The following is a 17,791-nucleotide window of genomic DNA, read 5'->3' on the forward strand; positions in this document are numbered from 1 at the left end:
TCCTTCCAAAATTGAAAAGTTAGCTTTGCGTCGTCGCGAAATCGGTCGATCTGATGCCCGCGATCTCGGCCGCCTGTCCGACAAGATGTCCTAGGGCCAAACGCGCAAGGTTGGCGCTTCTCCCTGACCCGGCCCGCGGCTAAAGCCGGGAGTCAAAGCAGGAGCAGCGCATGGATCAACCGCCCGCCATCACGATCGCCGACATCATCGACGCCGCTCGCGTCATCGCCCCCGCGGCGGTGCGCACGCCGCTCTTGGAAAATCACGCACTCAACGACCGGCTGGGCCGTCGCGTCCTCATCAAGTTCGAAGGGGCGCAGCGCACCGGATCGTTCAAGTTTCGCGGCGCGTATAACCGTCTCGCACGCCTTGATGCGCAGCAGCGGGCGGCGGGCGTCGTCGCCTGGTCGTCGGGCAATCATGCCCAGGGCGTAGCCGCCGCCGCGCAATTGCTCGCGATGCCGGCGACCATCGTGATGCCCGCCGATGCGCCCGCGATCAAGCTGGCCAACACCCGCGCGCTGGGGGCGGAGATCGTCACCTATGACCGCCATACCGAAAGCCGGGAGGAGATTGCGACCGCTCTGGCGCACAGCCGCGGCGCGACCTTGGTGCCCTCGTTCGACGATCCCTTCATCATCGCAGGGCAGGGGACGGCGGGGCTCGAAATCCTCGATCAGGCGGCAGAAGCGGGCACCGGCATCGGCCAGATCCTCGTCTGTTGCGGCGGCGGTGGACTGACGGCGGGTATCGCGACGGCAGTTAAGGCACGCGCCCCGGCAATCGCCCTCTATGCCGTCGAACCCGCCGGGTTCGATGACACCGCCCGCTCGCTCGCCAGCGGTATTCGCGAAAGCATCGCGCCCGACGCCCGCAGCATCTGCGACGCGCTGATGTCGCCCAGCCCCGGCGCGATCACCTTCTCCATCAACCAAGCGCTGCTGACGGGCGGCCTCGTCGTCAGCGACGATCAGGTGCGCGATGCGATGCGCTTCGCCTTTGCCACGCTCAAGCTGGTGGTGGAGCCAGGCGGGGCAGTCGCACTGGCGGCGATGCTGAGCGATCTTGCGCCGCCCTGCGACGGCGCGAGCGTCATTGTCCTGTCCGGCAGCAACGTCGATCCCGCCGCCTATGCCGCTATTATCGGCGGAGCCGCCGCATGATCGACCCGCGCGCGATCCGCACCTTCCTGGCGGTGTGCCGCGCCAACAGCATCAGTGGGGGCGCGCGGGCGCTCAACATCTCGCAACCGTCCGTATCGAACGCCATTGCCCTGCTGGAGCAATCGCTCGGCGTCTCCCTGTTCGAACGCTCGCGCAGCGGCATCCTGCTTACGCCCGAAGGGCAAGCGCTGCTCCGTCGTGCCGAAGCGATGGACAGCCTGCTCGCCGATGTGCAGGCGGAGGTGCAGCTCGCCAGCCGGGGCATCACCGGGCCGCTCCGCGTCGGCGGTACGCCCGGCGCGCTGGTCAGCCTGCTGCCAGACGCGGTGCGGCGGCTGGAGGCGCGGATCGGTCGGTTTGCCCTGCATGTGGTCGAACGGCCAGACCACGACCTCGCCGCCATGCTTCACCGCGGCGAGATCGAACTGGCTTTCGTCACCACCGGCATCGACGAACCGTCGGAGGGTATCGAGGAACGCACCTTTTCCCGCGACCCCTTCGCCCTGATCGTGGGCAAGCAGAATGACCATCTGCCCGCCAGCCTGTCTTTGCGCGACACCGTGCTGATGCGCTGGGTCTTGCCCGAAGCGCGCGGCGCGTTCCGTCGTCAGGTCGATGCGCTGTTCATGGCGGCCGACATTCCGGTGCCGCAGGATATCATCCGTTGCGACTCCCTGCTCACTACCAAGGCGATGGTGCGGGGCAGCCAGCGCGTCACCATATTGCCGATGCAAGTGGCTTCGGCGGAACTGTCGATCGGCGTGCTGCGTGCCATCACGATTGCAGAAGCCGCCTTTCCGCGCAGCATCGGCGTGCGGATGCTGGCGGGCGGGCGGTTGTCGCGCTTGGGCGAGGCCTTGCTGGACGTGCTTATCCATAGCTCCAAGCTATGACGTTCGAAAAAATCATTATTTTTCTTTGGGGATTTGGCGGCGCATAAGCTGTCCCAACAAGAGCTTTCGGGAGAGACCATCGTGCGGCACATCATCCGCAACATCGCAATTTTCGACGGGACGGGCAGCGGCCTGGTCGCCGGAGCGGTGGTCGTAGAGAACGACAGGATCGCGGCCGTCCTGCATGACGCAGCCGCGATCGCTGCGATCGAAGCGGACAATGTGATCGACGGTCAGGGTGGCACGCTGATGCCCGGCATGGTCGATTCCCATACCCATCTGACCTGGGGCAGCTCGGTCGAGAAAATCTACCACCAGTTCATCCTGCCGCCCGAAGAGCTGAAGGTCGCCGCCTGGCGCAATGCCCGCGTGCTCCTCGACCATGGCTTTACCAGCCTCTATTCGGCCGGTGCGCTGGGCGACCAGATCGAACCCGAACTGGCCCGCGCGATCGAAGCGGGCGAAACGCCCGGCCCACGCCTCGTCCCCTCGACGTTGGAGCGCAGCCCGGAAGGCGAGGAGGGCGTAGAAACCGGCGATGTGTTCAACGGACGCGGTCCTGATGCCATGCGCGCCTTCGTCGCCTATTGCGCAGCGGAGGGTGTGAAGTCGCTGAAGCTCGTCATCTCCGGCGAAGATGCGCTCAAGCCCGGATCTTCGGGTGATATTCTCTACACGGACGAGGAAATGCTGGCGGCGGGCGAAGCGGCGAAGGAAGCAGGCCTGTGGATCGCCACCCACGCCTATTCGCCCCGCGCGATCGAACTCGCGCTCGAAGCGGGTGCGCGCATCCTCTATCATTGCTCCTTCGCCGACGATGCCGCGATCGACGCGATGGCCGCGAAGAAGCACGAGATTTTCTACGCGCCCGGCCCCGGCGTCTCGGTCGCCGCACTGGAAGCATCGCCGCCACCGCATATCAACATGACGTCCATGAAGGCGAGCGCAGCCGAGCGGCTGGAACTGGAAAAGGCCCTGGTGCCCAAGCTCAAGGCGCGGGGCGTGCGCATCCTGCCGGGCGGCGACTATGGTTTTCCCTTCAATCCCCATGGCCGCAACGCCCGCGATCTGGAGCATTTCGTCACATATTATGGCTTCACCCCGGCCGAGGCGCTGAGCGCCGCGACCATGCTGGGCGGACAGCTAATGGGACAGCAAGTTGGACGGGTGAAGCCGGGCTATCTGGCCGACCTGCTGCTGGTCGATGGCGATCCGACCCAGGACGTCCGCATCCTGCAGGACGCCAATAATATCAAGATGATCATGCTGGGCGGGCGGATGCATAAATCCCCCGCAGCGCAGCCCGTGACCGCCTGACCGGAAAGACGCCACCATGTTCGACGTTGCGATCATCGGCTGCGGGCCGGTAGGGGCCTTTGCGGCCAATCTCCTTGGGAAATCCGGCCTCTCGGTCCTGGTGATCGAGCAGGAGGCAAACCCCTATCCGCTGCCCCGCGCGGTCCATCTGGATCATGAAATGATGCGCCTGTTCCAGTCGGCCGGCGTGATCGACCGGGTCGCAGGCGACATGCGCGATACCGAAGGGCATCTGCACGTTGGCGCCGACCATGGCGTCATCCGCTACATGGGCACGGTCGGCCGGGCACGGCCGTTCAGCTGGTCGAACGACTATTTCTTTTACCAGCCCGAACTGGAAAATCACCTGCGCGACGCGCTGGCCGAATATTCCAATATAATAGTCCAACTCGGTGTCGCATTCGAAGGGCTGGACCAGGACGAAAGCGGCGTCACTTTGCGGCTGTCCGAAGGTCGGACGCAGCAGGCCCGCTACGTCATCGCCTGCGACGGATCGCGCAGCGCGGTGCGCAAGGCGCTGGGCATCAAGCTTGATGATCTCGACTTCGAAGAACCCTGGCTGGTGGTCGATGCCGAAGTCGATGGCCCGGTCCGCTTCCCCGACCTGTGGGGCATCCCCGAAGACGCCGACCTGCAAAAGCTGTCGGTGATGATGTGCGATCCAAAGCGTCCCGCGACGATCGTGCCAGGACGGGGCAACCATCGGCGCTGGGAATTCATGCTGCTGCCGGGCGAAGACGACCAGGCGATGATGGAGCCGGATGCGGTCGCGGCCCTTGTCGAACCCTATCTCTCCGGGGTGCCTCACAGCATCGTGCGTGCGGCGACCTATCGTTTCCATGGTCTGATCGCCGAGCGGTGGCGGATGGGCGGCGTCTTCCTGGCCGGCGACGCCGCGCACCAGACGCCGCCCTTTTTCGGCCAGGGCATGTGCCATGGGCTGCGCGATGTCGCCAATCTGGCGTGGAAGCTGGAACTGGTGCTGAAGGGCCGCGCCCCCGATGCGCTGCTCGACACCTATCAGCCCGAACGCGATCCCCATGTCCGCGCCGTCATCTCCGCCGCTGTCGGCGCTGGGCGCTATATCTGCATGCTCGATCCGCAAGCCGCCGGCGGGCGCGACGTCCAGATGCGCGAAGCCGCCAAGGGCGCGCAGCATGGCACCGCCGCTGACCTGATCCCCGCCATCGCAACCGGCATCGTCGCTGTCGGCACAACAGGCGCGGGCGAACGCTTCATCCAGCCGAGGGTTGGCGAGCGGCTGCTCGATGATGTCACCGGCCAAGGCTGGCGTCTCTTCAGCCGGACCCCAGTTGAGGGCGGCGACGTAACCGTCATCGATCTGGCTGGTCTGAACGATAGCGGCGCGATCGCCGCCTGGTTGGCCGATCGCAACGCCGACGCCGTATTGGTCCGCCCGGACCATTATGTCTTCGGCACTGGCAAGCCATCTGATCTCATCACCCGCCGCGACGCGCTGATCGCTGGCCGCGCCCATCAGGAGATCGCCGCATGAGCCTGACCCTCGCCCAGGCACGCGCGATCATCGACGCCGCGCTCGACAAGGCCCGCGCCGACGGTGCCCAGCCGCTCGCCGTGGTCGTGCTGGACGCCGGCGCACACCCTGTCGCGACCGTCCGCGAGGATGGCGCCAGCCTGTTCCGTTTCGACATCGCGAAGGCCAAAGCCTCGGGCGCACTGGGGATGGGGGCGGACACGCGCGTTCTCGCCGCGCGCGCCGCCTCTAACCCGGTTTTCTTTCAGAGCGTCGTCGCCGCTACCGGCGGTCGGCTCGCTTTGTCCCCCGGCGGCGTCCTGATCCGTGACGTGGAAGGCGCGGTGATGGGTGCCGTCGGGATCAGCGGCGACACCGGCGATTGCGACGAAGCCTGCGCCATCTCGGGCATTCTCGCCGCCGGCCTTTTTCACGGAGACGTAAAATGAAACTGCGCAGCATCGAACTGGCGCTGCCGGGCGCGGCGGATGCCGCCGCCTTCCTGACCGATATCTGGGGCATGGCCCCCGCGGACGTGGTCGGCAACATCCATTATCTGCGCGGATCGGGCAGCTATCCCTATCTGATCGCGCTGGAGGAATCGGCCGACAGCTATGTCCGCTCGACCACCTTCGTCTGCACCGCCGATCGGCTGGCGCAGTTGAAGCGCAGCGTCGCCGAAGCCGGCCTGACCGCCGCGCCCGTCACCTCCGATGATCTGGGGGGCGGTCATGGCATCATCGTGGAACTGGCCGAGGGCGAATTGTTGCGCTTTCTGGTCGACGCAGCAGAAGTCGCGCCGATCGAGGGGCATGATCTGCCGGTCAAGCTGACCCATGTCGTGTTCAACAGCGCCGACGCGGAAATGACCGGCCATCTGGTCGAGGACGCGCTGGGCTTCCGCGTGTCGGATCGGACCAAGGGCATGGTGTTCGTGCGCTGCAACGATTCGCACCACAGCACAGCCTTCGCCCGCGCGGGCTTTGCATCGCTCAACCATATCGCCTTCGAGATGGAGGATATGGACGCGGTGATGCGCGGCATCGGCCGTCTGCGCGATCAGGATATGGCGCCGGCCTGGGGACCGGGCCGCCATGGCCCCGGCGCCAATGTGTTCGCTTATTTCATCGCCCCTTTTGGTCCGGTGATCGAATTTTCGACCGCCGTGAACAAGGTGCCCGACGACTATCAGGCCGGTGCGCCTGAAGACTGGACCTGGCCCGCCAAGCGGATCGACCAGTGGGGCATGTCCGACAAGGATTTCGACGGCTTGCGCGCCGCCGAAGAGAAATTCCGCCACCGCCGAAACTGGGAAGCCGCGCCGCTTGACGCTTGACCGCCGGACCGCGCTCGCCGCGATCGGCGGCGTGCTGCTCGGCACGACAGGATTGAAGGCCGCCCCGCGCGGCAGAGGAGACAGAGACGTGACCCGATTTGTAAGCTTCCGCCGCCCCGACGGCACCCCCAGCTTCGGCCGCCAGGATGGCGAAACGATCGTGGAACTGGCGACCGACGCGACGCCCAGCCTGAAGGCCGCGTTGACCGACGGCAGTTTGGCGACACTGGCCGACGGCGCGACCTTCGCCGCTGCCGACATCGTGCTGCTGCCGGTGATCCCCGATCCCGCCAAGATATTGTGTGTCGGTTTGAACTATGCCGAACATGTCAAGGAAACCGGGCGCGAGCAGAAGGCGCATCCCGCGATCTTCGTGCGTTATGCCGACAGCCTGGTCGCCGACGGCCAACCGCTGGTAAAGCCGACCGTGACCGAACGCTTCGATTATGAAGGTGAACTGGCGGTCATCATTGGCAAGCCGTGCCACAAGGTCGCTGCCGCCGACGCCATGGCCTATGTCGCGGGTTACGCTTGTTTCAACGACGGGTCGGCGCGCGATTGGCAGCGCCACAATATCCAGTTCACACCGGGCAAAACCTTTCCCGGCACCGGCGGCTTCGGCCCCGCGCTGGTGACGCCTGACGCGATCGAGGATCTGGGCGCGCTTCGGGTGCAGACCCGCCTCAACGGCGAACTGGTGCAGGATCAGCCGATTGCCGACATGATCTGGGATATCCCGACGGTCATCGAATATATCAGCGCCTTCACGCCCCTGGCGCCGGGTGACGTCATCGCCACCGGCACGCCCGGCGGTGTCGGCGATAAGCGCACCCCGCCACTCTACATGAAGGCGGGCGACAAGGTCGACGTCACCATCGGCATCATCGGAACGCTGACCAACCGCATCATCGACGAACAATAAGCCTAAATTACCCAATGATAAGAAGGGGAGGAGACACCATGCGTATATTCCACAAGTCCATCCTGGCGATGGCGAGCGTCAGCACGTTCGCCATCATCGCGCCAGCCTTTGCTCAGGATGCCGCCGCGCCGCAAGAGCCGACGGAATCAGCCATGTCCGACATCATCGTGACCGCGCAGCGCCGTCAGGAAAAGGTGACGGAGGTGCCGATTTCGATCACCGTTGCCAGCCAGAAGCAGCTGGAGCGCCAGCAGGTCAATAATCTGAACGACCTGAACCGGGTCGCGCCCGCGCTCGAAATACAGTCGGCGCCGTCGCAGAATACCGGCGGCGGCGGATCGATCCGCGGCATCGGCACACAGAGCTTCTCGCCAGGCGCGGTCGCTTCGGTGGGCGTCGTCGTCGACCAGGTGAGCCAGGGCAACGCCAATATCTCCGACCTGTTCGACGTGTCGCGGATCGAAGTGCTCAAGGGGCCGCAGGGCACGTTGTTCGGCCTGACCACGTCGGCCGGCGTCATCAACATCACGACCAACGCGCCTGACCCCACCGAATTTAGCGGTCGCGTGCGCACCGAATTGTCCGATGCCGGCACCGCCGGCTCCAAATATGGGCAGCAGGTCGTCCAAGGCGTCATCAACGTGCCGTTCAGCCCCACCAGCGCGCTGCGCGTGTCGGGCATGAGCAACACCCGCCAGGGCGTGAACCGCAATGCCATCACCGGCGACTGGAACGACGTCAACCGCTATGCCGTGCGTGGCCGCTTCCTGTGGAACGCGAGCGAAGATCTGACCGTCAACCTGATCGGCGACTGGTCGAAGGGGTCGGCGGACAATGGCGGCGACTTCTTCACCTTCCTGTCTAATACCGCCGCGAACACGGCGCTGCTCAACAGCTGCGGCATCACGCTGGGCGAGGGCAACCAGACCTTTTGCGTCGGCGATGAATTCAGCAGCAAGGTCAAGGCATGGGGCGGGTCGGCGCAGGTCGATTATGACGCCGGTCCGCTGACGCTGACGTCTATCACCGCCTATCGCAAGACGGAAAGCAGCAATACGCTGGGCAACATCTATCGCGCCGATCCGCTGGCTTCGGAACTCATCAGCGGTCCGACCGGCACGAACATCCGCCTGTTCACGCAGGAATTCCGCGCGTCGTCGCCCAGCAATTCGGTCTTCGAATATACGGTCGGTGCCTTTTATTCGAACCAGAAGACGGTGCAGCAGCCCGAACGCTTCACCATTTCGGTGACGCTGCCCAACGGCTTCGTCATCCGTCCGGTGGATTCGCCGGGCGCGTTGAACGAAATTACCGATGAATCGCTGGCGATCTTCGGCCAGGGGACGCTGCACGCCACCGACAAGCTGCGCCTGATCCTGGGCGGACGCTACACCGCCGGGCGCCTGTCGCTCGACCGGACAGACGCCGGCACCGGCGCGGAGAGCGTCCAGATCCTGAACGTCGACAAGATATCCTGGCGCACCGGCATCCAATATGACATCGACCGGTCGCTGATGGCCTATGTCACCGCCTCGCGCGGCTTCAAGGGCGGCCAGATCGCGGTCCCGACCGCGCCGCTGCTGCCCTATGTCGTCCAGCCGGAAATTCCCATGTCCTACGAAGCAGGGATGAAGGCCACGCTGTTCGGCGGCGCGGTGCTGGACGTCAGCGTCTTCTACAGCAAGATCAAGAATTTCCAGGCGCAGGAATGTACCGTCAATCCCACCACCGCCCAGCTTGTCTGTGCCCAGACGAACATCGACGGGGTCAAGACGCGCGGCGCGGAAGTTAATCTGTTCGGCCAGATTTCCGACCGACTGTCGATGAATACCGGCTTCAACTATACCAAGGCGACCTATCCGGGCGGCTTCATCGGCAATGACAGCACCGACATTGGCGGCAGCCAACTGGCCTATTCGCCGCGGTACAAGTTCACCTTGTCGGGTGAATATGAGCAGACGCTGACCGGCGGTTTGAACGGCTTCCTGGCGGCGGACACGATCTGGAAATCGCGGGTCCGTTACCAGAACACGTCGACCCGCGCCGAAACCTTCCGTCCGCACTGGACGGTCGGCGGTCGCCTGGGCGTGCGCAGCGAGGATGAGCGCTATTCGGCGGGCGTGTTCGTGCGCAACTTGTTCAACGTCCACGAACCCTCTCTGCTCCAGAGCAATTTCGGTTCGGGCGTCGGCGCGATCTATGGTCCGCAGTCCTTCCGCCAGGTCGGCCTGCAACTCGACGCGAAATTCTGATCGGAAAGAGGACATGGCGGTTCGACGCCATGTCCTCTTTCGTTGGCTACCAAGGTAGTTAGGGTGCAGAGATGAAGCCAGTCAGACAAGCCATCGCGGCCATGGGGACGGACCTTGGGCCGGAAGTCCTTGCGCAATGCCGCGTCCTGTTCGACGCCGAACAATCGGCCCTGCTGGCGCAGGTGCCGGTGACGGCAGCGTACGTCGCCTATGGCCCGCATGAGCGCCACCGTCTCGACATCTATCGGCCGCAGGGCGATGGCCTCGCGCCTATCCTCGTTTTTGTTCATGGCGGCGGTTTCCTGAAGGGCGACAAGGGCGGCCATGGGGGCGGGACGGACGCCTGGCCCAACGCCAATGTCGGCCGCATGGCGGCGGAGGCTGGGTTCGTGGGCGTGGTCATCAACTATCGGCTGGCCCCGGACAATGTCTGGCCCGCCGGGTCGGAAGATGTTGCCGCCGTCGTCGGCTGGCTGAAGGTTCATGCTGCGCAATATGGCGGCGACCCGCAACGGATCGTGCTGATGGGCACATCCGCCGGCTCGGTGCATGTGGCGGGTTATCTGAAACTGGCCGGTGATCGCGACATTCGCGCCGCGATTCTGCTGTCTGGCCTCTATGGCTACACGCCGCTCGATGCGCGCGACATGCTCTATTATGGCGATGCGGCGCTTTATCCCGACCGGATGCCGCTGGAGGCGGTCGCTGCCACGCAATTACCGCTGATGCTCGCTTGCGCCGAATTCGACCCTCCGCGCTTTCAGGCTGAGTTTTTGGGGCTAATGCAGCACCGGCTTGCCCGCCATGGCGCCATGCCGCGCGCTTACATCCATTCGGGCCATAATCACTACAGCATGGCCATGCATCTGGGCACCGCCGACCGTCGGCTGTCGCAAGAAATCTGCGCCTTCGTGCGCGAAACCACCGCCTGACAATTATAATCGGAGAGACAGACACCATGCTGGACCGCAGAACCCTTCTGGCCACCGGCGCTGCGCTGATGGCCGCCCCCGCTTTCGCCGCGCGCAAGGCCGCCGACCCCGTTTTTCCCAAGGGTTTCCTCTGGGGCGCTGCGACCGCGGCGCACCAGATCGAGGGCAATAATATCGCCAGTGACCTGTGGTTTCTGGAAAATCAGCAGCCCACCGTCTTCGCCCAGCCGTCCGGCGACGCCTGCAACAGTTTTGTTCTGTGGGAAACCGACCTCGATCTTGCCAAGAATATGGGCCTGAACTGCTATCGCTTCGGCATCGAATGGGCGCGGATCGAGCCGGAGAAGGGGTTGTTCAGCCAGGCAATGCTCGACCATTATAAGGCGATTGTCGATGGTTGCCGCGCCCGCGGCCTGACGCCGATCGTCACCTACAGCCATTTCACCGCGCCACACTGGTTCAGCGCGCAGGGTGGCTGGACAAACCCCGAAAGCGCACAGCTTTTTGCCCGCTATTGTGACAAGGCGACCCGTTCGCTGGGGCAGGGGGTGGACCGGGTCATCACCTTCAACGAACCCAATATCCTGCTGCTGCTGAAGTCGATGCTGCCTCAGCAGGTATGGGATATCCAGAAGCTGACGCTCGATACGGCCGCCAAACGCCTTGGCGTCGCCAAATTCGTCTGCGCCAATGTCGCCGGTTTCGATGATCTGCCTGCGCTGCAAAAGGGACTGCTTGCTGCGCACAAGGCCGGCAAGGCCGCGATCAAGGCGGTGCGGCCCGACCTGCCGGTCGGCCTCTCGCTCGCGATGATGGACGATCAGGCGGTGGGCAAGGCGTCGATCCGCGACAGGATGCGCGGCGAACTTTACGGCGAATGGCTGAACGTCGCCAAGGGCGACGACTTCATCGGCGTGCAGAATTACGAGCGCGCGCTCTGGGGCGACAAGGGTCGGCTGCCGGCACCCAAGGGCGCGACCGTCAACTGGTCGGGCACCGAAGTCTGGCCGGGTTCGCTCGCAGGCGCGGTGCGCTTCGCCCATCAGGCGACCGGCGTGCCGATCCTCGTGTCCGAACATGGTGTCGGCAGCGAGGATGACGCCATCCGCGCCAAATTCATTCCCGAAGCGCTCGCCGGCCTGAAGGCTGCGATGGACGATGGCGTGCCGGTGCTGGGCTATTGCCACTGGTCGCTGCTCGACAATTTTGAGTGGATATTCGGTTACAAGCCCAAATTCGGCCTGCACAGCGTCGATCCGGTCACCTTCGCCCGCACCGCCAAACCGAGCGCCGCCGTCTATGGCGCCATCGCCCGTCGCAACGCGCTGTAAGGAGAATATGCCATGAAATCTATGATGTGCGCGGCTGTCTTGCTTGTCGCCGCTCCTGCCGTTGCGCAGGATGTGCATATGGAGCCGATCAAGGCCCCGGATCAGAAAGGCGCGATTCCCCTTTATCCGGCTGTCTCCCCGCCCGCGGACAAAGACGAGCAATGGTCGCATATGCAAGTGACGCTTGGCGCGAACAGGCTGGATAACATAATGGTGCGCAATGTCGTGCGGCCGACTTTGACCCCCTATCTGCCTGCGCCGGGCAAGGCGACCGGCGCAGCGGTCATCGTGGCCCCCGGCGGCGCTTTCCTGTCCCTGTCGATGACTGGAGAGGGTAGCGAGATCGCCCAATGGCTGGCCGATCATGGCGTTGCGGCCTTCGTTCTGAAATATAGACTGAACGCAACGCCACGGGACGATCGCGCTTTTCTGGACATGATGGGGCAGCGTTTCGCTGCCGCCGCGAAGGATGGCCCAGCCGAAGACGTGAAGGAACCGCGCGCGACCCAGGATGCGATCAGGGCGTTGGAAATTGTTCGCGCGGGCGCGACCCAGTATCACGTAGATGCGTCGCGGGTTGGCATGATCGGCTTTTCCGCCGGCGCGATGACCACGCTTAATGCCGCGCTGGAAGGACAGGGTGCGCAGCGGCCCGCGTTTGTCGGCTATATCTATGGCCCCATGGCCGCCATCTCCGTGCCGGCTGACGCACCGCCGATGTTCGCCGCGATCGCCATGGACGACGGGCTTTTCGCAAAGCAGAATTTCGGCATCGTCGAAGCCTGGCGGCAGGCAAAGCGCCCCGTCGAACTCCACGCCTATGAACGGGGCGATCATGGTTTTGGCAGGGGTTTGCCCGGCACGACGACCATGGGCCTGCTGCCGCAATTCCTGTCCTGGATGGAGATGCGCGGCCTGCTCGTGGCGAAAGTTGGCCAGTGACGCAGGCCGTCTCGATCGGTCGGGAAGCGGCGATCAGCGTCGTCATCAACGGCGTGCTGAGCCTCGCCTTCTTCCTTGGCGTCTTCGGGACGCAACCGCGTCTGTTGAATTGGGCGGCACCGAATAATCTCGCGCTGGATTTCGTGCCGCAAAGCATCGCCGTCGCTCTGATGAGTGCGCTGGTCCCGGCGCTGATCGCGCGGCGCAAGCTGGCCGGCGCGCCGGCCCACCACGCCGTTTCGTTGCGCGGCATCCTGCTGCGCGCGGCGCTGTTCGCCATCGCCGGCGGGGCGCTGGGCGGGGTGCTCGCCTTTTCGATCGAGAGCGTCGGCTTTCCACCTATCGCCTGGGTCGCTGCCATGATGATCAAGATCACCTATGGCGGCGCGCTCGGCGCGCTGGTCGCCAGCCTGGCGCTATGGCGACTGCTGTCGTTCGCCCGCCCTGTTTGAAAAGAGGATCGTTCGTCGATGAAAGCCCGCACCCTTCGTTTCGCCGCCTTGCTGGCCTGCACCGCGATCGGTGCGCCCGCGCTGGCTGACGATCTGGCCGACGGCTTCCGCAATCCGCCCCAGTCGGCGCGACCGCGCGTCTGGTGGCACTGGATGAACGGCAATGTGACCAAGGAGGGCATCGACAAGGATCTCGACTGGATGGCCCGCATGGGGATTGGTGGGGTACAGAATTTCGACGCCAGCCTGATGACGCCGCAGATCGTCAAGGAACGGCTGATCTATATGACCGACGGCTGGAAGGACGCCTTCCGCCATGCCGTCCGTACCGCCGATGCCAAGGGGCTGGAATTCGCCATCGCCGCGTCGCCGGGCTGGAGCGAAACAGGTGGTCCATGGGTCAAGCCGCAGGATGCGATGAAGAAGCTGGTCTGGAGCGAGACGGACCTGCGCGGTGGCCAGCGACCGAACGGCGCTCTGCCTGCGCCGCCGTCCATCACCGGAGCGTTCCAAAGCGCCAGGTTCAGCGATCCGCTTGCGCCCGACGATGGGGCGGGCGCGCTTCCGACTTCCTATGGCGACACCCGCATTCTGGCCTATCCGCTCAAGGCGATCGCCCTGCCGCAGCCGCGCGTCACGAAGGCGGACGGAACCGCGCTAGCGGCTGCGTCGCTGCTCGACAATGATCTTGAAACCGTGGTGCAGATCGCCAAGGGCGACGCCGCCAATCCCGGCGCGCTGGTCCTTGATTATGGCAAGCCGGTGACGATCCGCTCCGCCAGCCTGTTCGTGCCCCATGCCCGACCGCCCTTCGGCGATCCGGCCTATCGCCCGACGCTGGAGGCGGAAACGGCGCGGGGCTGGCAACCGGTCGGCCGCTTTTCGCTGACCGAAGTATCGGCGACGATCGGTTTCGCCCCGGTCACCGCGCAGCGCTTCCGTGTCATCCTGTCGCCCAACGATGCGGCCAAGTCGCCGGGTCTGGGCGATGGCGCGCCCGGTGTGATCATGATGGATGTCTTCGCCCGGCCCAGCAGCGCCACGCTGGGCATTGGCGACTTGCGTCTGTCGGCAGAAGCGAAGGTGGATCAATATGAGGCGAAAGCCGGTTACGCGATTGTCGCTGACTATAATAAGCTGGGCGAGACGCCCGTTACGGATGCGCCGGCCATTGATCCGGCGAAGGTGATCGACCTGACCGACCGGCTGCACCCGGACGGCACGCTGGATTGGACAGCCCCCAGGGGCAGCAACTGGCGCATTGTTCGCATGGGATGGTCGCTGACCGGCAAGACGAATCATCCCGCCACACCCGAAGCGACGGGGCTGGAGGTCGACAAATATGACGCGGCGGCCGTCCGCCGCTATCTCGAAACCTATCTTGGCATGTATCGCGATACGGTGGGCGCGGAGTGGATCGGCAAGAAGGGCATAAGGGCGCTGCTGACCGATAGTATCGAAGTCGGCGCGTCCAACTGGACCCCGCGCATGGTGGAAGAGTTCAAGGCCCGGCGCGGTTATGATCCGGTGCCCTTCCTGCCGACGCTCACCGGCGCGGTCGTGGGATCGGCTGCCCGCAGCGACGCCTTCTTGCATGATTATCGCCAGACGTTGGCGGACCTGCTGGCCGACGCGCATTATGGCACGGTTGCGAAGGTGGCGCATGAAAACGGCCTGACCGTTTATGGCGAAGCACTGGAAAATGGTCGCCCGGTGTTGGGCGATGACCTGACCATGCGCTCCCATACCGATGTGCCGATGGCGGCGATGTGGACGTTCAACCGCGGGGCTACGCCGCGCCCGACGCTGATCGGCGACATGAAAGGGGCGGCGTCGGTCGCCCATATATACGGCCAGAATATCGTGTCGGCCGAATCCATGACATCGGCCTTCGCGCCTTGGGCTTTCGCCCCGTCCGACCTGAAGCGGGTCATTGATCTGGAGTTTGCGTCGGGGGTCAACCGGCCGATCGTCCATACGTCCGTTCACCAGCCGGTCGATGATAAGCTGCCGGGGCTTAGCCTCATGATCTTCGGCCAATATTTCAACCGGCATGAAAGCTGGGCGGAAATGGCAAAGCCCTGGGTCGATTATATGGCGCGCACCGGCTATCTGCTTCGGCAGGGCCGCGATCAGGCCGATCTCGCCTATTTCTATGGCGAAGATATACCGATCACATCTTTGTTCGAACATGGCGTGCCGGCCGACCTGCCTACCCGCTACGCCTATGATTTCGTCAATGCCGACATCATCGCCAACCGGATGACCGTGGCCGATGGCGCGCTGGCGGCGGGCAACGCCCGGTATCGCGTCCTCTATCTGGGCGGTAGCAGCCGGGTGATGACGCTGACGACCCTGCAAAGGATCGCCGCGCTGGTCGAACGCGGCGCGACCGTGATCGGCATGGCCCCCGAACGCGCGCCGGGCCTTGCGGACGATGCAGCGGCGTTCAAGATGCTTGTCACCCGCCTGTGGAGTGGCGAACCGGTCGGCAAGGGCCGGGTGATCGCCAGCCGCGACGCCGAAGCTGCACTCGCCAGCACCGGCGTCGGCCCGGACTTTCGTATAACGGAGGGCGCACAGGACGCCGATTATCGCTTCGTCCACCGCAAGCTGAGTGATGGCGACCTGTATTTCGTCAATAACCGCACCGACAAGGCCGGCCGGATCGAGGCGCGCTTCCGCGTGACCGGCAGGCAGCCTGAAATCTGGCGCGCGATCGACGGCACGGCCGCGCTCGTTTCCTATCGCATCGAAGGGGGCGAAACGGTGATCCCGCTGGACGTTGGCGCGGAGGATGCCTTCTTCATTCTGTTCCGCAAGCCTGCCGCGGCGTCATCCGTCACCGTCTCGGCCAAGGCGGCCCGTTCGGTCGCGATGTTGACCAGCCCCTGGACCGTCCGCTTCCAGCCCGGCCGCGGCGCGCCCGCCCGGATCGATATGTTCACTCTGACGCCGCTCGAAAGCAACGACGACAAGGGCGTGCGTTATTTCTCCGGCATCGCGACTTACGCTACGCGCTTTGCGTTGCCCAAGTGGCTGAAGTCCGGCGCGCCGCTATGGATCGATCTGGGCAAGATCGGCGATCTGGCTGAGGTGCGGGTCAATGGTCAATTGGCCGGTACGACCTGGTTTGCCCCCTATCGGCTCGACATCGGCAAGCTGGTGAAGCCGGGCAACAACCAGTTGGAGGTCAAGGTCGCGAACCTGTGGGTCAATCGCCTGATCGGCGACCAGCAGCCCGGCGCGGAAAAAATCACCTTCACCGCCGCGCCGACCTATCGGCCCGACGCGCCGCTGCGTCCGTCCGGCCTGATCGGCCCTGTGCAGTTGCTGGCCGAATAAGCCCTAATGATCAAGCGTCTCGCCGTCCTGCAAAGATGGCGGGCGCTTCACCTTCTTGATCTGACGCAGACCCAGGAAAACCGCCGCGACGATCGCGGGGATAAGGGCCAGGTCGATCCAGCCGGGCAGATGCGCGCCCTGATGCTCGATCGCTTCCTTGAGATAATGCCACAGACCGAGCGCATAATAGCTGATCGCCACCACTGACAACCCCTCGACCGTGTGCTGGAGGCGCAGTTGCAGACCGGTGCGCCGGTCCATCGATGCCAACAAGTCGCGATTGCGGCGCGCCAAGGCGGTATCGACCCGTGTGCGCAGCATTGCGCTGGTCCAGGCGGTGCGCTGCGACAGGTCCTCCAGTCGCCGGCTAAAAGCGTCGCAAGTCCGCATCGCCGGGAGCAGCCGCCGCTCGGTGAAATCGTCGAGCGAGCGATAGCCGCGCACCGGCGCGACATCCAGCCGCCGGATGCGGTCGAAACATAGTTCGGCATAGGCATGGGTGGCGCTCATGCGATAGCGGGTTCGCGCGACGATTTGCGCCAGTTCGGCGCCAAGCGATGACAGGTCTTCCAGCACGGCGTCAGCATCCGCCTGCGGCTCTGCGACGCAAGCGGTCACGTCGGTCAAGCGCTGCTCCAACGTCGCAAGGAGGGGGGTAGCCTGTTGCGCTTCAGGCAGGCCGAGCAGGGCGATCTTTCGATAATTGCCCAGTTCCTGCAATCGTTGCACCAATAGTGACGCTTCCGCCCCTTCCAGCCCGCGATCTTGGATCAGCAGGCGGCCAAAGCCATTGTCATGCAAGCGGAAATCACCCCAGACGCGCGCCCGGCATTGGGCGACGTCGGAGATGATGAGGTCGTCGGACGCGAAATAGGTGGCGATCGTCGCGTTGGATGGCTCATTCTTCGTCAAGGCGATCTGGGTCGATCGGATGACCTGGCCCGGCAGTCGGTCGATCCAGTGCGACACGGGCAGGAAGGGTGACAGGTCGAACGGCTCGCCATAGCCGTCTGCAATGAAGCTGTAGGTGATGAACTCGCTGTGCCGTTCCCAGGAAAAGCCGAGCGCGCCGACGCGGCACGCGAAGAAGCGGTCGCTGGCAGCAGGGGAAGGGCCATCGCCGGGTACGAGGTCGCGGAGCGCAGCGACGCTGTCCCGCGCTTCCTGTTCATTGACGATCATCATGAACTGCACGGCGCGCGCGGGCGTATCGAGCCGCGGCATCTTGCGAACGTGCATTTCGCGCGAGAGCGACGCGCGCAGGGCATGGCTGCGCTGCGCCAGGTTGGGAAAGGGGCCATCGCCCGCCTGCATGGCTGTATCCGTCATCGTCCCGTCCCCCTTGACCCATTTTCCGCTATTTTAGTCGGACTATTGGGACTTGGGCAATTGGCTTGATCCAAAGAATGAG

The 17,791-nt window shown here is 64.5% G+C and carries 14 protein-coding genes; 13 read left to right on the forward strand and 1 reads right to left on the reverse strand.

Features of this window, described 5'->3' with window-relative positions:
• Positions 1-170 precede the first annotated feature (170 nt).
• The 13 genes from HHL08_RS14950 to HHL08_RS15010 all read left to right on the forward strand — a co-directional run bounded on the left by HHL08_RS14950 (position 171) and on the right by HHL08_RS15010 (position 16,380).
• The gene (locus HHL08_RS14950) at positions 171-1,163 is read left to right on the forward strand and encodes a threonine/serine dehydratase (protein WP_169573948.1); all 993 of its coding nucleotides are present in this window, start codon (positions 171-173) and stop codon (positions 1,161-1,163) included.
• Positions 1,160-2,056, forward strand: coding sequence for a LysR family transcriptional regulator (locus HHL08_RS14955; protein WP_169573949.1), 897 nt, complete (start codon positions 1,160-1,162; stop codon positions 2,054-2,056). Before HHL08_RS14950 ends, HHL08_RS14955 begins: the two co-directional genes overlap by 4 nt.
• Before the next feature lie 81 nt (positions 2,057-2,137).
• Entirely contained in the window at positions 2,138-3,373 is a 1,236-nt protein-coding gene (locus HHL08_RS14960; RefSeq protein WP_169573950.1) for an amidohydrolase family protein, read from the forward strand.
• Between the two features lie 16 nt (positions 3,374-3,389).
• Complete coding sequence (locus HHL08_RS14965) at positions 3,390-4,889, forward strand: bifunctional 3-(3-hydroxy-phenyl)propionate/3-hydroxycinnamic acid hydroxylase (RefSeq protein ID WP_169573951.1); 1,500 nt, start codon at positions 3,390-3,392, stop codon at positions 4,887-4,889.
• The gene (locus tag HHL08_RS14970) at positions 4,886-5,317 is read left to right on the forward strand and encodes a GlcG/HbpS family heme-binding protein (RefSeq protein ID WP_169573952.1); all 432 of its coding nucleotides are present in this window, start codon (positions 4,886-4,888) and stop codon (positions 5,315-5,317) included. Before HHL08_RS14965 ends, HHL08_RS14970 begins: the two co-directional genes overlap by 4 nt.
• Positions 5,314-6,204 carry a VOC family protein gene (locus tag HHL08_RS14975; protein ID WP_169573953.1) on the forward strand — a complete coding sequence of 297 codons (891 nt, stop codon included), beginning with the start codon at positions 5,314-5,316 and terminating at the stop codon, positions 6,202-6,204. The genes HHL08_RS14970 and HHL08_RS14975 overlap by 4 nt, the downstream gene beginning before the upstream one ends.
• A gap of 88 nt (positions 6,205-6,292) precedes the next feature.
• Complete coding sequence (locus HHL08_RS14980) at positions 6,293-7,126, forward strand: fumarylacetoacetate hydrolase family protein (RefSeq protein ID WP_169573993.1); 834 nt, start codon at positions 6,293-6,295, stop codon at positions 7,124-7,126.
• Positions 7,127-7,164: 38 nt separating this feature from the next.
• Positions 7,165-9,378: a TonB-dependent receptor gene (locus tag HHL08_RS14985; protein ID WP_169573954.1), complete on the forward strand. Its 2,214-nt coding sequence runs from the start codon at positions 7,165-7,167 to the stop codon at positions 9,376-9,378.
• Between the two features lie 71 nt (positions 9,379-9,449).
• Positions 9,450-10,310: an alpha/beta hydrolase gene (locus tag HHL08_RS14990; protein ID WP_169573955.1), complete on the forward strand. Its 861-nt coding sequence runs from the start codon at positions 9,450-9,452 to the stop codon at positions 10,308-10,310.
• A gap of 26 nt (positions 10,311-10,336) precedes the next feature.
• Positions 10,337-11,641, forward strand: a complete 1,305-nt coding sequence (locus HHL08_RS14995; RefSeq protein WP_169573956.1) for a glycoside hydrolase family 1 protein — start codon at positions 10,337-10,339, stop codon at positions 11,639-11,641.
• 12 nt (positions 11,642-11,653) lie between these two features.
• Positions 11,654-12,583: an alpha/beta hydrolase gene (locus HHL08_RS15000; protein WP_169573957.1), complete on the forward strand. Its 930-nt coding sequence runs from the start codon at positions 11,654-11,656 to the stop codon at positions 12,581-12,583.
• The gene (locus HHL08_RS15005; protein WP_169573958.1) at positions 12,580-13,035 is read left to right on the forward strand and encodes a hypothetical protein; all 456 of its coding nucleotides are present in this window, start codon (positions 12,580-12,582) and stop codon (positions 13,033-13,035) included. The genes HHL08_RS15000 and HHL08_RS15005 overlap by 4 nt, the downstream gene beginning before the upstream one ends.
• Before the next feature lie 18 nt (positions 13,036-13,053).
• Positions 13,054-16,380, forward strand: a complete 3,327-nt coding sequence (locus HHL08_RS15010) for a glycosyl hydrolase (RefSeq protein WP_169573959.1) — start codon at positions 13,054-13,056, stop codon at positions 16,378-16,380.
• A gap of 3 nt (positions 16,381-16,383) precedes the next feature.
• Here the strand turns inward: HHL08_RS15010 and HHL08_RS15015 are convergent, their stop codons facing one another.
• A complete protein-coding gene (locus tag HHL08_RS15015; RefSeq protein ID WP_169573960.1) occupies positions 16,384-17,709 on the reverse strand; it encodes a DUF3422 domain-containing protein in 1,326 nt (441 codons plus the stop codon).
• Between the last annotated feature and the right edge of the window lie 82 nt (positions 17,710-17,791).

Source organism: Sphingobium psychrophilum (assembly GCF_012927105.1).
Taxonomy (GTDB): Bacteria; Pseudomonadota; Alphaproteobacteria; order Sphingomonadales; family Sphingomonadaceae; genus Sphingobium; species Sphingobium psychrophilum.